Origin of the sequence: Paenibacillus glycinis (assembly GCF_009909185.1) — a bacterium.
Lineage (GTDB): Bacteria > Bacillota > Bacilli > Paenibacillales > Paenibacillaceae > Paenibacillus_Z > Paenibacillus_Z glycinis.
Genome location: NZ_JAAAMV010000032.1, coordinates 39,302 through 60,635 on the forward strand (window position 1 = coordinate 39,302; position 21,334 = coordinate 60,635).

Here is a 21,334-nt window from a genome sequence, read left to right on the forward strand (position 1 = left end):
GTGATAAATTGTGACATACATTACAGACAATATATCGGAAATTTATGTATTATGTATGTTATATCTATTTTAATTTAATAAACTTACCTGCATTAAATTAGGATAACAGTTTTTTTGGCTTATATATGAGCCTTTCTTTAAAAAGGATTACATATAAATATAATTTAGGAGGAAAGTCATGCATCATCGGAAGGTTGTCAGAAAAGCTCTATCATTGTCGCTTGTATTAGCCGTACTTATTGGTTCGTTGTTCGGCAGCATGGCTTCTGCCTCACCAAGCACGGGAATCGGCGTCGAGCCGGGGAACGCGCAAGAACAACCGGCCGTTCAGGATGCGGCGTCCGCGCAGTTCGACACGCTGACGCCAAGCGAGACGAACGTTGCCTTCGCCTTATCGGAGGGAAGCCATCCAGTGACGGTCGAAGCGAAGTACAAGGACGGTTCGGCGAAAGACGTGACGACGCAAGGCGTCTGGACGTCCATGAATACCGCCGTCGCGGTCGTCGATCGGGGCGTCATTACGGCCAAAGCGGCCGGAACGACGGAAGTACGCCTTAATCTCGGCGACGCCGTTGTCAACGTTCCTGTTACGATCACGGGCGCCGGAGCGCCTGAAGCGAAAGAGCCTTCGGAACCGACGCTTGTCACATACCTGCTGTCGACGCTGAACGTGTTCGTTGAGGCGGACACGAACTATCCGCTTCATCTGTATGGGACGTTCACGGACGGGGAGAAGCGGGATATTACGGCCAATGCCGTCTGGAGCACGGACGATGCCGCGGTCGCGACTGTGTCGCACGGGATGATCAAGGGTATCCAAGCTGGCAAATCGACATTCATCCACGTGAAATACGGCAGTATGCCGACGCTGTCGATCGCGGTCACCGTTCAGAAGGATCCGATTCCGGCTCAGTTGTTCGGTCTTACGATGTCGGAAAACTTACTGAAGATTATGGAGACCGACGCGCCGCATCAATTATATGCGGATCTGGAATATCCCGACGCGGATCGTTACGAGGTGACGAATCTGGGCCGATGGTATTCGAGCAACGAATCCATCGTCACCGTCGACCAGAGCGGCGTCGTTACGCCGGTCGGCAAAGGGATGGCCTATGTTTACTTCGAATATAAGTATACGGCGCCGTCCGGCACGGAAGGGCAAGACGGATACGACGACGGCCTGCTGGTCGATTCTGCGCTGGTGTTCGTCGGCGGACCATTCAAGCTGGAACGCTATACGCCGGACATGATAGCGCAGCTGGAGCTGGACACGCCTGTTACGCTCGCGCCGCGGAGCTATCAGGAAATTACGATCATGGGCGTGTACTCCGAGGATCCTCGGACAGGCGTGAACTATATCGCCGATGACGTCACGGGCGATATTGAATGGACCGTCGCGGATAAATCCATCGCGACCATCGGCGAATCCGGCCGCATCTTTGCAGGCGGCAAGGAAGGTACGACGACCATTACGGGCCATTATTTAGCGCTCGCGCCTTTCACGTTCAAAGTGACGGTGACGAAGGCCGCAGCAGCAAACAAGGTGCTGAATTTGGTGGCCGAGCCGGCTTACGTTGAAATTAAAGACGGCAAGCCTGTTCAGTCGCCGACCATCAAAGCCATTTACAACGACGGCACGGTAGTGGATGTTACGTCCAAAATCGCGGACAGCGATTGGCTCGCATCCGATGCAACGGTAGCCTACCACAGCGACAACGATACGATCGTTGCCGAATCCGTCGGATCGGCCGTCCTCGGCGCGATCTACAACGATGCAATCGCCATTATTCCTGTTATCGTGAAGCAAGCGGAGCCGAAGACGGCGGTCTCCCTCTCCGTAACGCCAGGTTCGCTGAACCTGCAGCTTGGCAAGCATGAAGCGTTGTCGGTCGAAGCAGTGATGTCCGGCGGCGAGAAGCTGGATAAAACGAAGGCTGCCGCATATCGTTCATCCAACCCGCAGGTAATCACCGTTAACCGCAAAGGTGAGATCGCGGCTGTCGGCAAAGGAACGGCAGACATCGAGGTGTCGTATGGCGGACAGCAGCAATCGGTCACGATCGAGGTTGCAGCTACTGAAGGATTGCCGCCAGTAGCAGAGACGCCGAAACAGATTACTGGCATTACCGTAAGCGATCCGAAAATAACGCTGGACGTTACGGCTGGTCCTCGCCCGGTCTCCGTGCAGGCAGCCTACAATGACGGCACGAGCGCGGACGTAACGGCGAAAGGCAAGTGGTCGACGCAGGATGCCGGCGTGGTTACGGTTAAGGACGGCGTCTTGACGCCGGTGGCTCCGGGTTCTACCCTCGTTCATCTGGTACTGGACGGCGCGGTCATCGCAGTTCGCGTAACCGTTAAGGAAGGCGACTACTCCTCCACCGTCAGAGTGGCAGACGAAGGCGCGGCGGCGGAACCGACAGTTGACGCGCTGCTTCTGTCGACCACGAAGGTTTTGGTGCAAAAAGGGAATAAATACCCTGTTCAGCTGCTCGCTGTGAAGAGCGACGGCACGACGGAGGACGTGAGCGATCAAGCGGATTGGTCAGTCTATGATACTGAAATTGCCGACGTGGTGAAGGAGAACGGCGCTGTCAGCATCCTCGGAAAATCGACAGGTGACGCCAACGCAGAACCGGGCTATCAGAAGTTCGGCAGAACGACGCTTAAAGTCGGATACGGCGATTTTAAGCCGACGATCGTGAACGTGTCCGTTAGCGAGCAGCCGGATAAGCCCGACGTGGTTGACATTGGCTTCCGGACTTCCGAGTACGAGTGGTACTTCGACAATGCGTCTTTCAGATTGTACAAAGGGCAATCGCCTTACGAGCTGAAACCGTTCGCTTTGGATACGACACGCCAAACGTTCGAGGCGCAAGGTGTATGGACGTTCTCGCAGCCGGACATCGTAAGTGTCAACACGGACAGCGGCTTTGAGGCCGTAGGGACCGGGGAGACGGATGCCGTGTTCACGTACGAGCGTTTCGGCGTAACCTACACGCGTACGCTGCACTTCGAGGTCATCGACCTGCAGGGCATCGCTGCCGATGCGGACGAAGCAGGCGGCGTCTACGCTGACGAAGTTCATCCGCAAGGCTCGTCGCTCGTCGCCTTGAATGAAACGTATACGGATAAAGACGGCCAATCGCATACGGATCCGCTGTCCGGATTCGTCAATTGGCAGGTCGAGGACCCTTCGATCATCGCCGTCTACGACGAACATCCTTACGTCGCTTTCGTTGCCGGCACGCAAGAAGGCACGACGCGTGTAACCGGCGATTACTTCGGTCATACGATCGCATTCGACGTGACGGTCACGAAGAATCCGATCAAGCCGAAAATCATGACGCTTGTTGCGGATCCGACGTATTACGTGTTCGATGACGCCGACGATCAGCCGGTTACTCCAGTCGTCAAAGCCATCTACAGCGACGCGACCGTTCAGACGCTGAACAATACGGATTTGACGTGGTTAAGCGAGGATCCGACGGTTGCCGATCTTACGGAAGACGGCAAGATCAAGCGGACGATCCACAAGGGCGGTATCAACATCGTTGGCCAATATAAGGGGATCGGCGTCAGGGTGCCTGTTATCGCAACCTACTCGAATGAAGCGCCGTTTACCACGCGCCTGGATATTACGCCCGATCTGACATCGATGACGGTCGGCGGAACGCAGCAGTTGAAGGTAACGGAAACGATGAGCGATTTGAGCGAGTCTGACGTGACGTTTGCTGCGCACTTCGAGTCGAAGAATCCGGACGTGGTTAGCGTCAGCCAAGATGGTCTAGTCACTGCCGTCAAGCCGGGTACGGCGAAGCTTCGTGTGTACTATTATGGCTTCAACGAATACCTGACGATTACGGTTACGCAAGCGAGCAATGGCGGTTCGGGGCCGATCGTAACGCCGCCGGCGCCTCCGGTGACCGATCCAGTTACGGATCCTGCACCGGTCACGCCGACGCCGGAAACGCCGGTATTGAACGCTTCCGTGAACGGGGCAGCGGTGAAGGACCGTATCGGCAAGGCGAAAACCGATCCGGCATCCGTTACGTTTAGTGACGTACCATCTGCTTCTTGGAGCGCATCTTCGATCGAATTGGCTGCGAAAGCCGGCTTAGTCCAAGGCTATGCGGACGGCTCTTTCCTGCCGAAGAAGAACGTGACGCGTGCTGAATTTGCTTCGATGCTGGCAAATGCGTTTGGCCTGACAGGATCGGCACCGGTGTCGTTCACGGACGTGAAAGACAACCATTGGGCGCATGACGCCATCAGCGCGCTTCAAGCATTGGGCTTCATTAAGGGATACGGCGACGGCTCCTTTAAGCCGAACCAACAGATTACGCGCGCGGAAATGGTAACGATTCTGGCGAAGGTCATCGACTTCGGCAAAGCCGCCCATAGCAGTGCGTTCACCGATCTGAATAACCACTGGGCAGCTCAAGCGATCGATGCCTTGACCGAAGCGGGCGTCGTGAAAGGCAGAGGGGAGCATACCTTTGCCCCGAACGCCAATGCAACGCGCGAAGAGGCTGTGGTCCTCATCCTGCGTGCGCTGGATGCGAGCTTGGATTTGGGGTTAACCGAATAAGCGGCTAGGCAAGGAAAAAAGGAAGCGCGAACGCGCTTCCTCAGAGTGTCGAGAACCCCACGTTTTTTCAAAACGGCGGGTTTCTTTTTTGCTTTTTAGGGGATAAAAATTAAGTTTCCGAGAGCTTCGCTCCGCCTACGCCCTCCGTTCAAGATGGAGGGCGATCTTTTTCATGTTCTGTACGGCTGCGGTCATCAACGCTTGCTCCATGACGTTGTGCAGCCCCCGCAAACGGCAATAGCGAAATCCATGGTGCTGTTTAGCGTCCGCGAAGCTTCGCTCAATCGTTTCTTTTCGTTTTCGGTACAGCTGTTTGCCCGCCTTGCTTAGGCGGTTCAAACGTACTTGCTCTTTACTGTCCTCCCAAATATGCCGGGTGACGATCTTTCGCGTGTTTCGGGAGCGTGTGCACTGCTCCAGCACCGGGCAAGAAGCGAATTGTTTCGGATCCGAAGCATAGTGCCTGTAGCCCTCACGGTCTATTGTTCGGTAAGGCAGCTCTTGTTGCTGCGGACAGACGTACAAGTTGCGCTCGGCATCATAGGTAAACTTCCATTTTGGAAACAGACCCTGTATCGGTTGAAATCTGCGATGCGCAATAACATCAAAAATACGTTGATTTCTTATCTTACTTTAAGCTCTTAGGGGTTTTACTATGTAGACACTTCGACGAATCCTTTTTTTTCGACGATCCAAGTGGTGAAATTAGGGGAATACTTAGAGCGATTCGAAGTTTTGTTAGTGGGTCTATGGACGTTCCTTACGATGGTATATATCGTGGTCTTGCAATATGTGTTTACGCTTGTGACAGGGCATTTTATTGGAGTTTCTAAAATGAGGCCTTTTGTATTTGTAATAGGGCTTCTTTTTTTCGCGCATGCTTCTAAAAGCTTTATTCGCACCGCAGATCATTTTACGGATGGAACAAAAATATATCCACTTTCATCATTGATTCCGTGTGTTGTTTTTCCCGTAGTGTTAGCCGTAATGACCTTGATAAAGAGGAAGAGAGACGATTCTGCCATTCCTTGATGAGAGGGATGATTTTGTTCGTGACGTTCGAAATCATCGTCGGAGAGACGGCGCTACCTTACAATTGCTGAAGATGATCCTGAATTTCTTGCTTGCTGACGCCTTTGGCGTACTCTTACGATTAGTGCTCGTCTTCTTGTTCTGTACCTAGTGTTTTTCATAGCCTAGATGTGTATCCATCTTCGCTTCAAGCTTTTCCTACAGTATTTCGGTGAACAAGTCTATCAACGCATTCTGAGCGTCCTGAGCGGTAACGAGCTTGTTCTCCCTCAGGAGTATTGGCTTCATAATTTGACTATAAACACAATGGCAGCCGGCTACTCGAAAGGCTGCCGTTGTTCATTGAACGGGCAGGAAAACGCAAACTCGTTGTATACCATGTATAGCAGACAATTGGTGATAATGGAATGGGGATCTTGAATCCTTATATGAAGGTGAAAATATTAAGATATAGCATAGACGAGAGCTAAAAACTCACACGGACGTCATCCTCTAACTCAGAAAGTTCAGTTACTGATTCTGAATTTTTTTGATAATTCAACCCTCACGGAGCAAACATTGTAATCTGTATTACGGAAGAGTGAATTAGGGTGGTTTATGATGAAGTGACAATCGACTGCAGGGTATTCAGGAAAATTGTCACGGATGCCGTCTTGGTAGCAATAGGAAGCAAAATCGAATATAGAGGGCCTGCAATTGCAAAAAGCGGTTGTTACCAACACTGATCTGTTGCGCTATCCATGTGAAGAATATGTGCAATCGACAGTTCTCATATCTACGTTCTTGGCGGCGCCGATGTACGCTGAATTCCAATTTTGCTCGTATTCAAAAATGGTCACCAACTGGATCAGTTGCATAATATATTCGCAAAACGCCGACTCAAATCAGTGAATATCTTAAAACTCGATGTTTCCTCGTCAGAAAATTGATCGGAGATATACATATGGTACAGGACAACAGTCAAACGTCAATATTGTCTGGATTCAAAATCTTCGAATCGCTTCCAATGACAATTGTCAATGAAATTGAACAGCTTATTAGTAAGTCAAATATCAATAAGTTTCCTAAAAATTACCTCATTCAACCTCCTGACAAGGAGAAGCTAGGACTATGTTTCGTAATTGCCGGCAAGCTTCGATTATACAAAGCTAATTCAACCGGTAAACAATATACGGTTTGCATCGTTATTGAGGGTGGGGTATTTGGTGAAGGCGAATTGTTTTCTCTTGGCGCAAGCGGGGCTTACGCGGAAACAATGGAGGAAACGATAATATATTCCATTCCGACTGAACAGTTCGAGCCGGTTTTAAGGAAATATCCAGAACTTGCTTTAAGATTTTTATCTGAAATGAGTATGAGGATGCGAGATCAGGATGAATTAGTGGAAAAGCTTATTTTTAAAGATCTTCGAGGAAAAGTGTTATATTTCCTAATCAGGCTTTCTAAAAAATTCAGCGTTGAAGAAAATGGATATAAAAAGATTGATATTCCACTAACTCATCAAGAGTTGGCTAATATGATCGGTGTTACAAGAGAAGCGGTATCACTTACTTTACAGGAATTATCAAATGAGGATATCCTCGTAACTAGCAGGAAAATGGTCATGATTCATATTGAAAAAGCCATGGAGGAACTTGCTTGATACAGGAATAAATTAACTTCGGATGTGACATGGTTGAGTGATTTCCATTAGTGAGGAATTATTCATCTAGGTTAGTGGTTGCACAAAATTACGAAGGAACATTAGGCAGCTTAATCGTTGATAGAAACGTCAATTGAATGGAACCGAATGGCGAATGGGAAATAAATAACGAGTGTTTAATATTGGATTAAATTGGAAAGTGTGAACTTCAAAATTTACATTAGGCAGAGGAGGCAATAATACTCCCTGTCTGATTTTATACTTCGAGGTTGTTGTGCTTCGTACCCTTGAACTACTGATTCTCCCGGCCTTTCGCTAAATCAATTCCAATTCAAAATGCGGTTCAGAGCTTGACAGGTGAAGGGTGGATTGCTGAACAAAATGCAAAAATGATCAGCAGCCGATTTTCAAATGGTGTTATTCACTTTCTTAAAAAACAGAGATTTGCTGTCATGTCATATAAGGACCAGCAAGGCAACGTTTGGGTGACTTTCCTTTACGGAGACCCTGGTTTTGTTGAAGTGAGAGGTGAACGAAGCATGGTGATTAACTCAAACTCATTTGTAGGGAAGACATGGATATCCTCAAGTGTGCCTGAGCAGATCGGGCTCATAATTATTGATACGGAACGTAGAATTAGGCTGCGCATTAACGGAATCGCTAACAGAGAATCGGATCACTTGGTCGTGACTGCGCACCAAATCTACGGTAACTGTCCGAAATACATTCAGAAAAGAACGCTGTTATCAGAGAATAACGTTAATACCAGATCTCCAACAGAACATCGCAATAATCGACTGACTCGAGAACAGGAGAGATGGATTTCAAAAGCAGACACGTTTTATATTGGCAGTACCAATGTTAAAGGGGAAATGGATGTCTCGCACCGAGGAGGTAATTCTGGTTTTATACATATCGTAGATGCAAGGATATTAATTATTCCTGATTATCAAGGAAATTCATTGTACAACACGTTAGGAAATATTCAATCCAACCCTTCATCCGGACTGCTGTTTATCGATTATGACCATGGTCATTCACTTCAGTTGACTGGAGTTGCTAGTTTGATTTGGGATAAAGAAATGACCGCTTCTTTCCCCGGTGCAGCTCTTAATTTTGAAATAAGAAAAGTCGTACAATTGGATAACTCTACAGAACTGAGGTGGGGAGATAAGGAAATGTCACCCTATAATCCAGACTTGGGGTAGTGATCAGGTATAACCTTGAACGCCGCAAAGATGGTTACCCTAGTCAGGGAAACCATCTTTGCGGTTATTTCTAAGATGAGTGAGGATTTATTTAGTTTTAAACCTATCCGCACCATGCCAAATGAGTAATTTTTTCTATGAATCGAATAGCTCATCGTGGGTGAAACTCGGCTCATCAGTAGCGATTTCGAACAGGCATCCACCATTTTCCCAAAAGTAAATCGCGCTGAGAAAATGTCGATCGATGATTTCTGTCGGTTTGTATCCACTTTCAATGACATAATCCCTCTATTTGAGGTTTCCTCATAATTGGCTGCACGCTATACAATATGATGCATAGTACCTCCACGGATCCGCATGGTTGTCGATAATGTTGCCGATATAACCAGATGCACGTTAACGAACGAAGCCGTTTTCTTGATTTGAGTCATGAGAACTTTGGTCTACTTATGTAGTGGTTTTTGGACGATAGACGAAGCTATTGGCTAATAAGTGTATCTAAAGGATATTGTTAATATCGAAAGTCAAAATAACGTGTAAAAAGTTGAGGACTCCACGAGCGTGTGGAGCCTTTTGTATTTTAAGCTGAATCCGTCAAAAACTTGATCCGTGGTTCCATTACATCTAAGGTATTGCGAAATATATTGTATTGATTAGTAGTACTTCTCGTTGTGCACTTATTAATAATATGTAATTATTTGTTGTTTGTGTAAAGCTTGGGAATTTGTAATCCGGATTAATGAAGGGGAAATTATGGTGGTTTATGATAAATGTAATGATTCTCATCATGCTATATCGTGGATAATATCAATTTTACCTAAACTTGGAGGATAGCTATCATGGACATATTTGCGCAACATGAATCGAATGTCAGATCTTACTGCCGAAAATTCACCGATGTTTTTCTTCATGCCAAGGGATCGGTAATGGTAACGGAGAATGGAAAACAATTTATCGATTTTTTTTCAGGCGCGGGCGCGTTGAATTATGGGCACAACCACCCTTATTTAAAACGAATTTTTCAAACAGAAATATCTTTGTGAAAAAACTATATCAAAGGAACTTGGGATACCTGCTCGAAAAATTCCTTTCTTGCTAATGCAAAATGGAATTGTCCCTATTTCTGGTCCAACAATAGATGGGTGTAGAAGGTATCTATTCAATAAAAACGAGTCTGAGAAAGTATTATTTCACATTAAATAAAAATGGCTTATGAGTGCTTAAGCAGTGGTGTTTCCCACCATTACTTAAGCATTTTTATTAGTGCAGCGGTGTATAGTTGTGTATAATTATTCATTTTTTATATCTACGGTTTTTATCATAAATTTTGAAAATTGCATTGATCTGTTCAGTTTACGGCAAACAGGGCTCGCAATAATTATGAAAACTCCCCTTATAAAATCAAGGTTTGCACCGGTATATCTCTCACTAATTCTGACACCACACAACAAAAAAAAATATAGAAGAAATTAAGAACGGTATGGAAAGGGTATCACAGCAATTAGGTAGACCGATTATAAAAGCCTTTAACAATTTATTAGCCTATACATTGGAATATAAAGGAACTCCGGAAGGAACCAGTGAACGTCTTGCCATAGCGATTGCTGGTGATAACCAGTCGCATAAACAAATCATCATGAACGTCGTTAATGAGGTAGGCTTTGACCCAGTAGACGGCGGATCTTTAGGTGAATCATGGAGGCAACAGCCAGGAACCCCCGGCTACTGCACAGAACTTACCAAAGAGGAGCTAACCGCTGCATTGAAAAGAGCAAATAAAGAAAAAGCCCGGTTCCAACGGGATAAAGTGTTAGAGCAGCTGCCAGCATTTACTAAAGGGATTTCGCATCAAGACCTTGTGAATCTGAATAGAGAATATCAGTTATATTGATAATCATTTCAACTAAACATTCCTGCAGAACATAAAATTGAGCTTTAAAAAATGGAGCGCCTCGTTATGATAGGTTTGTCGACAACACATCAAGGAGGCGTTCTTACGATCTGTATACGACTTTTTTAGCGGTAACAAAGCCGCCAATCGGCGGACTTTATTCTTTCGGATTACTTCGATTTTTTCTTGGCTGCAGATCTAAAGGTAAACCCGCATTCGTATGAAAAAGGTAACTTAATATGTTATAAATAATCACATCAAAGCTTGAGAGATCAAGCTTTTTTGTTTTTATGTCCCGAATGTTGTGTCGTGGTGAAACACACAAATGCGGGGGACATTGCGCTCAGACGACACAAATCAGGAGACATTGTCGCGAGTTCCTAAAATCGAATATTTAATATTCGTTAATGTTAGAAATATTGACATGGAATATAGAGGTAGCTATACTCAAGTAGTTGCATAAACTTACCTTACGGTTAGTAAGTTTCGCTGCGTAAATCACATCAAAAAGGAGCAAACAAAAGAAAACAAATCAAAGCAGGAAAGATGTACCGGAATTTCATAAGTGTATGCCGCTGCTAGAAGAATCCATAAAATACGACGGGCTCCGCATTTTTTTACAAACATCATAGGAGGTATACACACGTGAAATTGAATAATTGTACCAGAGGAATTATGACTGCTTTTCTAGCCGGCACAATTGTATTATCGTCCTTCAGTTCATCGGTATTCGCTTCGGAATCAGGTGCTATTTTAGCTATTAATTCAGCGGATTCAGTAGCAGGTGCTCCAACCCAGGATTTACCGTTAGATCTTTCGGTTTCTCCTATGGAAGCTAATCCAATAGAAGTTCCTGGCGACGCCGAAATTCCATCCGATTCCGCGACCGATTCAACGAATGCCGTTAGGTTAGCCCCGGATGCTGAACCTGTTTCTTTGATGTTGGACACGCCGGTCAATAGTTCTCTGACGGAGGGCGATGACCAAGAGGTTCATCTGAAACAGTTATATAGCGATGGCTCCATGCAGGATGTGACCCAATTTGCCACATGGGTGACTCAAGACGATTCCGTTGTCTCGATAACGCCAGCGGGCAATGAAGACGGACCTGCAATCGTGCATGCTGGAGCAGCCGGCGTTTCCGTTATTTCGGCTACATACAACAACGGGCCTGCAGCTTCGTTCTTCGTGACCGTTAACCCGAAACCGCTGCCGGATGAGACGCTTGATATTCTCTTGTCCACGGAGAAAGCAAGGTTGAAGGTAGGCGATATTCTACCGATGACGGCGGTGCGGGAGAATATCAGCCTGATCAGGAACGATGTAACGACCAAAGGAACATGGCTGTCGCTGGATCCGAGCATTGCATCCGTTACGGAAGACGGACTGATCCAGGCCAACAAGCTTGGTCAAACCTATATTCATTTCAAATATGAAGATCTTACTTACACGGTTCTGGTCGATGTTGTCGAAACCGTAGGTCTTTCCGCAAGCGAGACCAGCGTGGAGGTTATGCCTAACGACGGCATAGAGATTAAATCTATAGCTTCCTTTAACAACGGAACGCAAGGCGATGTAACGCAGTTTGCGTATTGGACGGTTAAAGATCCGGAAATCGCTACCGTGGATGCCGGTGCAATCTATGGAGTGTCCGAAGGCGAGACGACCGTTACGATCTCATACGATTCCTTCACTCACGACATTCCGGTGAAAGTAACTAGCAATCCCCAAAAACCGGTACTTCTAAGCTTGGATGTAAGCAAACCAAGCTACACGTTGGAGTTCGATCAGAAATCGGCTCCAATGGTCGTGACAGCCATCTATAGCGACGGTTCCACCAAGAACGTTACGGATGAGGTTGAATGGTTAGTCGGCAACGTTCTTGTTTCCATTGAAGACAACGCCGTCGTAACAACGGGTGCGGGGTTCGGAGGAAGTCTTGTTTCGGCAACTTACCTAAACCGGACGGTCTACGTGCCGGTTTATGTAAAACCGGCTCCAGGCACGCCTCCGGTAGAAACGCACACGTTTACTTCTCTTCAAGTTACGCCCGACGTGAAGACGGTGAAAGTCAACGATGCGCCTCTGCAGTTAAACGTAAAAGCAATTTACAATTACGGAAGTGATCCGTCAAAGGATTTCGATTTAGGAAGCTCGGCTTTGTATACTTCGATGAATCCGGACATTCTGACAGTGAGCTCCGACGGAAAACTTACTGCGGTCAAAAAAGGGAAGGCTACAATTACCGTTTCGGGTTTATCGATGACGAAGCACCTGACGATCGAAGTCCTCCCGGAAACGACGTCTTCTTCATCCGGAGCAGATACCTTCAAACAAATGATCGGTCTTGCGCCGAGCCAAGCGAAAGTTACGCTCGACCTGGGTTCCAAAGGTTATGGAATGACATCCCAAGCCAGATATGACGACGGTACTTCAGAAAATGCGACCTCGGCGAGCGTGTGGACCTCTTTGAACCGGAACATTGTTACGGTTCGCAACGGCGTATTGACGCCCGTAGGTAAAGGAACGACGGATGTTCTGGTTCAAGACGGCCAGTTTAGTTCTCTTGTTGAAGTATCGGTAGGAGTAAACGGCGACTTTGAGGCTCCATCCGAGAACCAAATCGAAGTTTTTTATCGGCCTTCGCACATCGTCGTTCAGCCAAGCGGAGTATACCCTGCTCGTTTGCAAGCCTCGCTCTCCGATGGAAGAATTGTTGATCTTACGGAAAGCAACGGCGAATCGGAGTTCTATCCTACGGTGTGGAGCATTTCCGATAACTCGATCGCTACCATTAAGCAAGGTAAAGTGAAAGGCGTTACTACAGGGGAAGCGACTGCGACTGTCCGATACGGCGACTATCCGGCTATTGAGATTCCGGTAACGGTGCAGGCTGAATCCGGGTCCGTCGTGCTCGAAGGAATCATGATCGACGGTGCGGATCTTGTTATTCAACCGGATACCGCGGAGAATGCGCATCCCGTATTCGCTATGTATAGCAATATAACGATTGAAGTGAATGACGATGGCAGGTGGAGTACCTCCGACCCGTCTGTCGCAACCGTTGATTCGCACGGTAACATTGTTTCTCATGGAACCGGCGAAGCCTACATCAAATTCGAGTATGACGATCCTCGGCAAGAAACTCCGCTAAACGATCAAATATTCGTCAGAGTAGCTAAACCGAGCTATTTAACCCTTTTTTATGGCGAAACGGAAATATCGCTCCCTGCTAAAACTGAATATTATACGTTAGTACAATTGATTTATGAAGGCGTTCGTCACTTGACCTCGGCCGAAGTACAAGATTTAGGGACATGGACATCGTCGGATGATTCCGTAGTTGTCGTTAACGATTCAGGGGTCTTCCTCGCGCAAGCTCCCGGCCAAGCCGTTGTCACGTTCAGCTATATGGGGTTGTCTCTGGATGTCACGGTCAACGTGGGTGAACCGATTGCGGACCCGGATTCGGCTCCGCTCGTTTCGACTTATGCGCTTCCTGGATATGTCATAGCTAAGACGGGCGAATCCGTGGCGCCGAAGGTTATGGCCATGTTGATGGACGGTACGGAGAAAGATATCACATCCAAAGTCTCATGGCTGGAGTCGAGTCCGAGAGTGGCCAGTATTCAGAATGGCGCGATTAAAACTCATGATCAAGGAGCTGCCGTTGTCGGTGCGTCTTACAACGGTGATCTTGTCATCATTCCGGTAGTCGTAGTAGCCGGCGATGGGAATAACGACGGCGGAACAACGCTACCACCCTATACGCCACCTGCGACACCAACTGAAACGCCAGCACCGCCGGCACCTGAAACGGGTAGACCGTCCCTCGTTGACGGCGTGGACGTAGATGCCGTGAAAGCAAACATTGACAAGGCGTTAGCGAATCCGGCTCCGGTAACTTATTCGGATTTACCATCCGCGTCTTGGAGTGCTTCGGCCATTTCGCTAGCTAGCCGCATCGGCTTTGTAAAAGGCTACCCGGACGGGACCTTCCTTCCGAAAGCAAACGTGACGCGGGCGGAATTCGCAACAATGGTGGCGCGCGCGCTTGGCGTAACCGGCAAAAAGGGAGCTTTGTTCTCCGACGTAAGCAGCACAAGTTATGCTGCCGATGCAATTGAAACCCTGCATGCAATGGGGTTGATCAACGGTTACGGCGATGGAAAGTTCAAGCCGAATCAGATTGTTTCCCGCGCGGAGATCGCCACGATTCTGGCTAAAGCCACGAAGCTCGGGAAACCTGCCGCAGAGGGCAAATTTACGGATGTGAAAGGCACATGGGCTGCGGACGCGATCAACTCATTGGCCGAACAGCAAATCATCGAAGGCAAAGGCGCGCAACAATTCGCTCCTAATGCCAGCGCTACCCGCGAAGAGTCAGTCGTTCTGATTCTCCGCACTCTGGGTAAAGCGTTGGAACTTGATTTGAATTTATAATTATAATAAGAAGTAAAGCTCAGTGTATCAACACAAACGGAGCGATCCTTCCCTGTATTAAAGGGGAAAGGTCGCTCCGTTTTTTTTGTAGCGAAACAAAACAACACGTTCCGTACCGCTTTATGGACAGGAGATCAATTCCAAGTCATCGTCATGACGCGAATATAATCCGCTCAGCTCTCTCTAACGGGAGATTGGCGCAATACCTAGTGCGTGAGGTTTTGTAGGTTACCGTTATCGATTGGTTGGAGTATGGACATCGTTACGCCGGTTAAAGTAAAGAAAGGACAGAGGATAAACGCGTGATGCGTTTACGGTTCGATCAAGGTTTAAAGATCGACTCTCAAGGTGCCCAGGAACTTGGCGATTTCTGGATTTAGGTACGATCCGAAAAGACTTTCCCGCGTATCGAGGGCGGAAATATGTTCGATATCGTTTGCGCTCAACTCAAAATCGAAAATGTCGAAGTTTTCGACGATCCGTTCTTTACTCACCGATTTTGGAATAACAACGACTTCACGTTGAACAAGCCAGCGCAGCACGACCTGGGCAACGGACTTGTTGTGGTTTTTCGCAATCGAGGTCAGCACTTCGTTGCCGAACAGGTTGCTGCGTCCTTCAGCAAACGGCGCCCACGACTGGTGTTGCACTCCCTGCTCTTTCATAAAAGCAGCACTCTCGATCTGCTGATAGAACGGGTGCGTCTCAATCTGGTTGACGGCGGGCACGATTTCGTTATGCACGATGAGGTCCATCAAGCGGTCGGGTAGGAAGTTGCTGACGCCGATCGCTTTGATTATGCCTTCGCGATACAGGTCTTCCATCGCGCGCCACGCGCCGTAATAATCGCCGAATGGTTGATGAATAAGGTACAGATCGAGATAGTCGAGCTGTAGCTTACTCAAGGATTTGGCAAATGCCAGCTTGGCACTCTCGTAGCCGGCATCCTGAACCCAGAGCTTGGTCGTGATGAACAACTCTTCTCGCGGAATACCGCTGCGCTTGATCGCGCGACCGACCGCTTCCTCGTTCAGGTATCCGGCGGCGGTGTCGATCAGACGGTAACCGGCCATCAGCGCTTCATATACTGCGTTCTCGCATTCTTCAGCATCAGGAACCTGGTAGACACCGAAGCCGATGATCGGCATTTTTACTCCGTTATTCAAAGTTACGCTTTGCATCTTAATTCCTCCCATGATTCAAATGTAAAACGGCAAACGGCCTCGCACTGCAGGAATTGGGCACCGCAGCAGGGATTCCACTTAAGGCTGATTTGCATTAGAATAAGCCTATAGCCTTCGTGTTACACGAAGTCAAGCAATCTATAAAGTGTTTTTTTTTCAAGGAGGATTACGCATGCATACGGTAAAAGAAGCCGCCCTGATGACGGGGCTCACTGAACACGCTGTACGCTTTTACACGGATAAAGGCTTGGTGCCAAGCATACAGCGCAATTCAAACAACATTCGGATGTTCGACGAAGAATCGATCAACTGGCTGCATGGCGTAAAATGCCTCAAGCAATCCGGAATGCCGATTGAAGTCATTAAAATGTATGTCGATCTGTGTCTCGAAGGGGATTCGACCATTCCGCAACGCTCCGCACTCATGATGGAACATAAAGAAGCAGCACTCGCTAAGCTCGAAGAAGCCAAACGGCACATTGACCACTTGGAACAAAAAACCGCCCTATATCAGGCCATTCTGGAGCAGCGCACTCCAGACACGACAAATCCCGGTAACTGGGACAAAATTCAGCATATGCATGCTGACGTATTTTATTCTCCCCCTATGCGGAAGGCGTGAGAGATATTCGTGACTACATCAAAAGACCTTGAATAATTACCGAAGAGATAGTGAACAGAGCAGATCACAACAGTGGTCTGCTGTTTCAATGAAGTGATGGGCAGTATTATCCATACGAGTAGAACAGACAAGGGCATAACCATAGGTTATACCCTTGTAATATTTAAACAATATTATATTTTTATTCATAGCAATCGTGCACATACACGCTGCAATACAATGCAGCGGATTATTCCGGCAGCCAAGCGGAGCCTGTTATAAGGGCCATTAGTGTCGACCCGTTCCATCCCTACATAAATTTACGTTGAAAATCCCATGACTTGTTGCGCTAAATTGTCCGTTAGCGAAACGACGACAGCAGGTCATTCTGAGGCCGGCTAGGCCTACACAGAGGGCTTCCGACCGAACGGCGCCTCCGCCAACGGCGGATGCCGGCATGAGCAGCAGCTCACACTCCGCGGTTCGGTCATCCCGATCCCGTATGCCTATCCGTCCAAAACGATCTCGTTCCACCCGGTACAAGTACTACTGCAAATTGGCGGGAAAACGCAAACGCTCGAGCTCGTTTTATAAATATGAATATCAAAAAGTAATTCCCAAAAGTTCGAATATTTCCTCCCGAAGCGTATTTGTATTATGGCAGCAATGTCGGTCTAATAATCATCTCGTTGACTGCGGCGTCAGCAGGCTCATTTACAGCATAAGCGATCGCTCGGGCAATGCTGTATGGCGAGATGGCCATGCCTTTCAATTGCTCCACCAGCGCTTTGATCTCAGGATTGCTGATCTCAGTCGGGATCAGGTCCGTATCCGTCAATCCCGGGGAAATGATTGTGGTCCGAATATTCGAGGCTGGTGATTCCTCCTGGCGCAATCCTTCGGATATGGCCCGTACAGCGAATTTCGTGGCGCTGTATACAGCTGAGCTTGGGCTTACGTGATGACCGGCAACCGAGGAAAGGTTAATGACATGTCCTGCTTTCTGTGCTCTCATGGTCGGTAGAACAGCCGCGATGCCATATAGGACGCCTTTAATATTCACATCGATCATTTGATCCCAATCTTGAACGTTAAGTTCATTCAGATGAGTATTCAGCATAACGCCGGCATTATTCACGAGCACATCAATTCGCCCATAATGCGTCAAAGCAAACTGTGCCAGCTCCTGCATGGACCCCGCTGAAGTTACATCCGTCGCGATATATATCGCATCGCCGCCTTCTTGCTTGATTTCGTTCGCGATGACTTGCAGCCGCTCTACTCGTCTAGCCGCCAATACAACCTTTGCGCCGTTCTTGGCTAATAGTCTAGCCGTAGCTTCTCCTATTCCGCTGGATGCACCCGTTATGATGATAACTTTAGCCTTTACGTTTTCCATTCGTTTCTCGCTCCTTCTATCGGAAATGGTATGGGATAACAGCTATACAACTCACGCCGCATATATAACTTCAGTTGATTATTCAACCTCTGTGAATATTATTATATAGAGAAGCGCGGTTCGTTCAATCGCTAATGAAGGCGCGTTTGTTTCATATGCAACAATTGAGCTTGCAATGTTGATTTACCGGAGGAGGCAATGGAGAAATGGCAGCCGAAACAAAGATTGATCGATGCATCGTTAAAACGAGGGGATAGCGAATAAACCATCGCCAAGAAGGATGGTTATTTTTTATGTATTTGAATAAAACAAAAAAGCCATGAGGAAAGGGGATGAGATAACGTTCTTGTCATTTATGACATCAAGTTCTTGTCATCCGATTGGATGGTAACGTTTCGTTTGAGAACGGTGAATACGCCGCTACATGGATACCGAAGGCCGAGAACTATTGGATGGAGGGCGAGGACCATTTTGGCTTCTGGCTGAGCCCTAAATCTGAACAGTTCCAAGAGACGGCAAGGGCATTCCTACTGCGGCATTCGCCCGAAAGGTAGAACGCCGGAGCACGACGACGACAAAAAAAGGAATGGCTGTTGTCAGGTGACAAAAGGTAGTAACAGTGAAGCCGTATCAGTTGCGACACTGACGCCATTCGCCGGCCGTCTGGAGTTATCCTCCAGACGGCCGGCGATCAGATGCCCAGGCGTCCCGGCTACTCGTTCAGATAGGTCGAGACCCGGTTCTGGATCGACTTTGCAGCGTCCTCCGCCGATTTTTCTCCCTTGAAGAAAGCGTCCGCCTCATCTTCGACGATCGTCATGACCTGCGCATCCTCATAGACATAAGTGCCGACCCTCGCGACCGTCTCCTCGACCAGCTTCTTGTCTTCGTCGGTGATGGTCGGCGCCTGCGATGAGGAACTTTCACCGTCTTTGGTCCGGATCTGGACACTGCCGCCGCCGAGCTTTGAGGCGAAGGTGTCCAGCATGTTGCGCAGGGAGGACTGCCGCACGGGAATACCCGTCATGCCGGGGTTCGACTGCACCTCGTCCGAGAGCAGAAATTGCAGAAACTGCCACGCTGCATCCTTGACCTCCGATTTGCCGTTCATCGCGAACATCAGATCGGGCATAAACGTCAGGCTGCCGCCGCTTCCCTCGCCGGGTGTGGAATACACCTGGCTTTTTCCGCTGTAATACATTTGCGGGAAGAGCATCAGCGTCATCGGCGAAGAAACATTTAGCCGCTTGAACAGATCGTTAGCCGCTTTGTCCATCCCTGTGTGAATGAGCCCTTGATCGACCATCTCCTTGATCGAACCGAGCATGGCGGAAAATTCCGGAGAGTCGAAGCTTGCTTTCCTAGCTGCGGCGTCCACGTAGCTGCCGTAGCTGCTGCGCAGGATGGAGGAGAAGAGCTCGAGTTCGCTGCCCACCGTCAGTATGGCCTGCGGCCCACCGCCGGCGTCGATGATCTGCTTGCTGGAATCGAAAAATTGGTCCCACGTCCAGCCCGCGTCGTCGATTTTGACGCCGGACGCTTCGATCGCCTCCCGGTTGCCGAGCAACAGGTTCAATTCAAAATTGATGGGCAGTGTATAAGTGTGCCCGTCTCGCTTCATTGCGTCCAGCACCGGCTTGCTGACGTCGCCCTTGCCGATTTCCCCGTCCCCATCGATATAGGGTCCAAGGTCGGCGAGCAGCCCCTTGTCCGCATAGGCGCCGTAGTTCAGATCTTGGACGGTAAACAGATCGTCGGCCTTGCCGGACATAATGGCGGTGTTGACGGTCGTCCGATATTTCTCGACGTCTGGATTGACTTGGCCGGGCTGCTTTACGACGTTCATGACATTCTGTTTGTCGACCGTCTCTGTGGAGATAGCGTCAATCCGGATATCGATATCCGGGTGAGACTGCTCGAACGCTTGCTCCGCTTGCTGCATGAGACGGTTGTTCGTCGGTACGGCCACGGTGACAACCGTCCTGCCGTCGCCGCTTGAAGCTGTCGTTGACGACGGGCTTGGCGCATCCTCGCCGTTTTCGGACCCGGCGAAATCGCCCGAGCCCCGGACGGAACCGGCTGAATTCGCGCTGCTGTCGGAGTTCGCGCCTCCGGAATTAGAGCCGCAAGCCGTAAGCGCCATCGCCGCCGTTAGCAGCAGAATGGTCGAAAACTTCGCTTTATTATTCATCTCGTACCCTCCATAAAATAAAATGCAAATTATCCTGCTCGCACCCGATCACCGTCGCTCAGCGGAGCGGAGCTGTCCGTAACGATCTTCTCGGTTGGCATCAGCCCGCCGGTTATCGCGGTGCTCGTACTATCCGAATCGCCAACCGTCACATAGGCAATCTGTACGGTGAACTCATCGCCGAGCGGCTTCTTCTCTTCCTTAAGCACGAAGATATATGTCCCTAGGTCATCTTCGTGAAGAGCACCCTTCGGTACGAGGATGGTTCGCTCGCCGCCAGACTCCGTCCATTGGAAGCTGGCTTGCTCGCCGCCGAACAGCGAAGCGTCCTTCACGGTCAGTGTCATCAGCTTGCCGCCTGGGGAGGATGCTCCAGAGGCCGGGGCATCCTTCAGCTCGGTTACGGTCGCCTTCACGCTGCGCGGCTTTTCGTCCTGCAGCATAAGGTTCACTGTCTTGCCGAGCTGAATGTGCGCTGCGAGATCTGTGTCAATCGTCGTAATCAGGTCGAAGCCCTGCGATAGGTCGGAGACGACTACGACTGGCTGTCCCTGCGAATTAGGTAACCCTTCCACTGCGTTGATGGAGGCGATAATTCCGTCGAACGGGGCTTTTACCGCCGATTCGGTGTCAATCTGCTCCTCCAGCTGAACGATCCTCCGCTGCTGAATCGCCATGTCGTCCTGCAGTGACTCGATCTGTAGTTTCGCTTGGTCGATCGCGTCCTCACCGCCGCTCATAGCGTTCTGCTTCAACTCGAGCTGTAGCTGCTCCAGCTGAAGCTCGAGCTTGTGGTAGCGCGTACGCTCGTCCGCCAAATTGTCCGTTGCCTGCTCCGTATCGAGCTCGGCCAGTGTCTCGCCTTTCTTCACCGGATCGCCTTCGAGTACGTTGACGCTTTTCACGGTCCAGCCCGTCCTGTCGTAAAGGGGGACCAGACGGTGAGCGGAGAAGGTGCCGTTTCCCTCAATGGTGTACCTCAGCGCCCCCAGCGACGGGACATCCGTCTGCACCTTCGGCAGCGTCAGCCCCTGGTACGTGTTGGAGAAGAATGTCAGCGCCAGCATGCCGCCGAGGAACAGCGCCGCCGCGAGGCGAACGCTCTTTTTTTTGTTGCCGGTTCCCGTTTCCTCCAGAACCTCCTGCACGTGG

9 protein-coding genes and 6 pseudogenes are annotated in these 21,334 nt (G+C 49.0%); 9 read left to right on the forward strand and 6 right to left on the reverse strand.

All coding sequences use genetic code 11. The features are described 5' to 3' along the window. The first annotated feature begins 178 nt into the window (after nucleotides 1–178). Nucleotides 179–4,591, forward strand: a complete 4,413-nt coding sequence (locus tag GT019_RS28650; RefSeq protein WP_161746875.1) for an S-layer homology domain-containing protein — start codon at nucleotides 179–181, stop codon at nucleotides 4,589–4,591. Between the two features lie 135 nt (nucleotides 4,592–4,726). On the opposite strand, the pseudogene GT019_RS28655 reads toward GT019_RS28650, so the two are convergent. Beyond that, nucleotides 4,727–5,203, reverse strand: a pseudogene (locus GT019_RS28655) (transposase); the annotation flags it as partial. A 54-nt stretch (nucleotides 5,204–5,257) separates the two neighbouring features. Between GT019_RS28655 and GT019_RS32735 the strand changes: the two are divergent. Further along, nucleotides 5,258–5,623 (forward strand): annotated as a pseudogene (locus GT019_RS32735) (GerAB/ArcD/ProY family transporter); the annotation flags it as partial. Here GT019_RS32735 and GT019_RS32800 read toward each other — a convergent pair. Continuing rightward, nucleotides 5,604–5,911: pseudogene (locus GT019_RS32800) on the reverse strand (transposase); the annotation flags it as partial. The pseudogenes GT019_RS32735 and GT019_RS32800 overlap by 20 nt on opposite strands. A 655-nt stretch (nucleotides 5,912–6,566) precedes the next feature. Here GT019_RS32800 and GT019_RS28665 point away from each other — a divergent pair. The 6 genes and pseudogenes from GT019_RS28665 to GT019_RS32740 form a co-directional block, all read left to right on the forward strand. Next, a complete protein-coding gene (locus GT019_RS28665) occupies nucleotides 6,567–7,265 on the forward strand; it encodes a Crp/Fnr family transcriptional regulator (RefSeq protein ID WP_161746878.1) in 699 nt (232 codons plus the stop codon). A 350-nt stretch (nucleotides 7,266–7,615) separates the two neighbouring features. Next, nucleotides 7,616–8,473 (forward strand): pyridoxamine 5'-phosphate oxidase family protein, encoded by an 858-nt coding sequence (locus GT019_RS28670; protein WP_161746879.1) that lies wholly within the window; start codon nucleotides 7,616–7,618, stop codon nucleotides 8,471–8,473. 839 nt (nucleotides 8,474–9,312) lie between these two features. Next, a pseudogene (locus GT019_RS28675) lies at nucleotides 9,313–9,486 on the forward strand (diaminobutyrate--2-oxoglutarate transaminase); the annotation flags it as partial. 446 nt (nucleotides 9,487–9,932) lie between these two features. Beyond that, nucleotides 9,933–10,364, forward strand: a pseudogene (locus tag GT019_RS28680) (NADPH-dependent F420 reductase); the annotation flags it as partial. Between the two features lie 645 nt (nucleotides 10,365–11,009). Beyond that, nucleotides 11,010–14,807 (forward strand): S-layer homology domain-containing protein, encoded by a 3,798-nt coding sequence (locus GT019_RS28685; protein WP_161746881.1) that lies wholly within the window; start codon nucleotides 11,010–11,012, stop codon nucleotides 14,805–14,807. Between the two features lie 54 nt (nucleotides 14,808–14,861). Next, nucleotides 14,862–14,966: pseudogene (locus GT019_RS32740) on the forward strand (cupin domain-containing protein); the annotation flags it as partial. Between the two features lie 170 nt (nucleotides 14,967–15,136). Here GT019_RS32740 and GT019_RS28690 read toward each other — a convergent pair. After that, nucleotides 15,137–15,988: an aldo/keto reductase gene (locus GT019_RS28690; protein WP_161746882.1), complete on the reverse strand. Its 852-nt coding sequence runs from the start codon at nucleotides 15,986–15,988 to the stop codon at nucleotides 15,137–15,139. A gap of 175 nt (nucleotides 15,989–16,163) precedes the next feature. On the opposite strand from GT019_RS28690, the gene GT019_RS28695 reads away from it, so the two are divergent. After that, nucleotides 16,164–16,613 carry a MerR family transcriptional regulator gene (locus GT019_RS28695; RefSeq protein ID WP_161746883.1) on the forward strand — a complete coding sequence of 150 codons (450 nt, stop codon included), beginning with the start codon at nucleotides 16,164–16,166 and terminating at the stop codon, nucleotides 16,611–16,613. A 634-nt stretch (nucleotides 16,614–17,247) separates the two neighbouring features. Here the strand turns inward: GT019_RS28695 and GT019_RS28700 are convergent. The 3 genes from GT019_RS28700 to GT019_RS28710 form a co-directional block, all read right to left on the reverse strand. Then, a complete protein-coding gene (locus GT019_RS28700; RefSeq protein ID WP_161746884.1) occupies nucleotides 17,248–17,991 on the reverse strand; it encodes an SDR family oxidoreductase in 744 nt (247 codons plus the stop codon). A gap of 712 nt (nucleotides 17,992–18,703) precedes the next feature. Next, a complete protein-coding gene (locus GT019_RS28705) occupies nucleotides 18,704–20,182 on the reverse strand; it encodes an ABC transporter substrate-binding protein (RefSeq protein ID WP_161746885.1) in 1,479 nt (492 codons plus the stop codon). Between the two features lie 29 nt (nucleotides 20,183–20,211). Then, nucleotides 20,212–21,330: an efflux RND transporter periplasmic adaptor subunit gene (locus tag GT019_RS28710; protein ID WP_161746886.1), complete on the reverse strand. Its 1,119-nt coding sequence runs from the start codon at nucleotides 21,328–21,330 to the stop codon at nucleotides 20,212–20,214. Nucleotides 21,331–21,334: the final 4 nt, after the last annotated feature.

What these genes read in the sequence shown, in the direction of transcription:
- GT019_RS28695 (WP_161746883.1), top strand. Translation starts at nt 16,164, where the DNA reads ATGCATACGGTAAAAGAAGCCGCCCTGATGACGGGGCTCACTGAACAC.
- GT019_RS28705 (WP_161746885.1), bottom strand. Translation starts at nt 20,182, where the DNA reads ATGAATAATAAAGCGAAGTTTTCGACCATTCTGCTGCTAACGGCGGCG.
- GT019_RS28690 (WP_161746882.1), bottom strand. Translation starts at nt 15,988, where the DNA reads ATGCAAAGCGTAACTTTGAATAACGGAGTAAAAATGCCGATCATCGGC.
- GT019_RS28700 (WP_161746884.1), bottom strand. Translation starts at nt 17,991, where the DNA reads ATGGAAAACGTAAAGGCTAAAGTTATCATCATAACGGGTGCATCCAGC.
- GT019_RS28650 (WP_161746875.1), top strand. Translation starts at nt 179, where the DNA reads ATGCATCATCGGAAGGTTGTCAGAAAAGCTCTATCATTGTCGCTTGTA.
- GT019_RS28665 (WP_161746878.1), top strand. Translation starts at nt 6,567, where the DNA reads ATGGTACAGGACAACAGTCAAACGTCAATATTGTCTGGATTCAAAATC.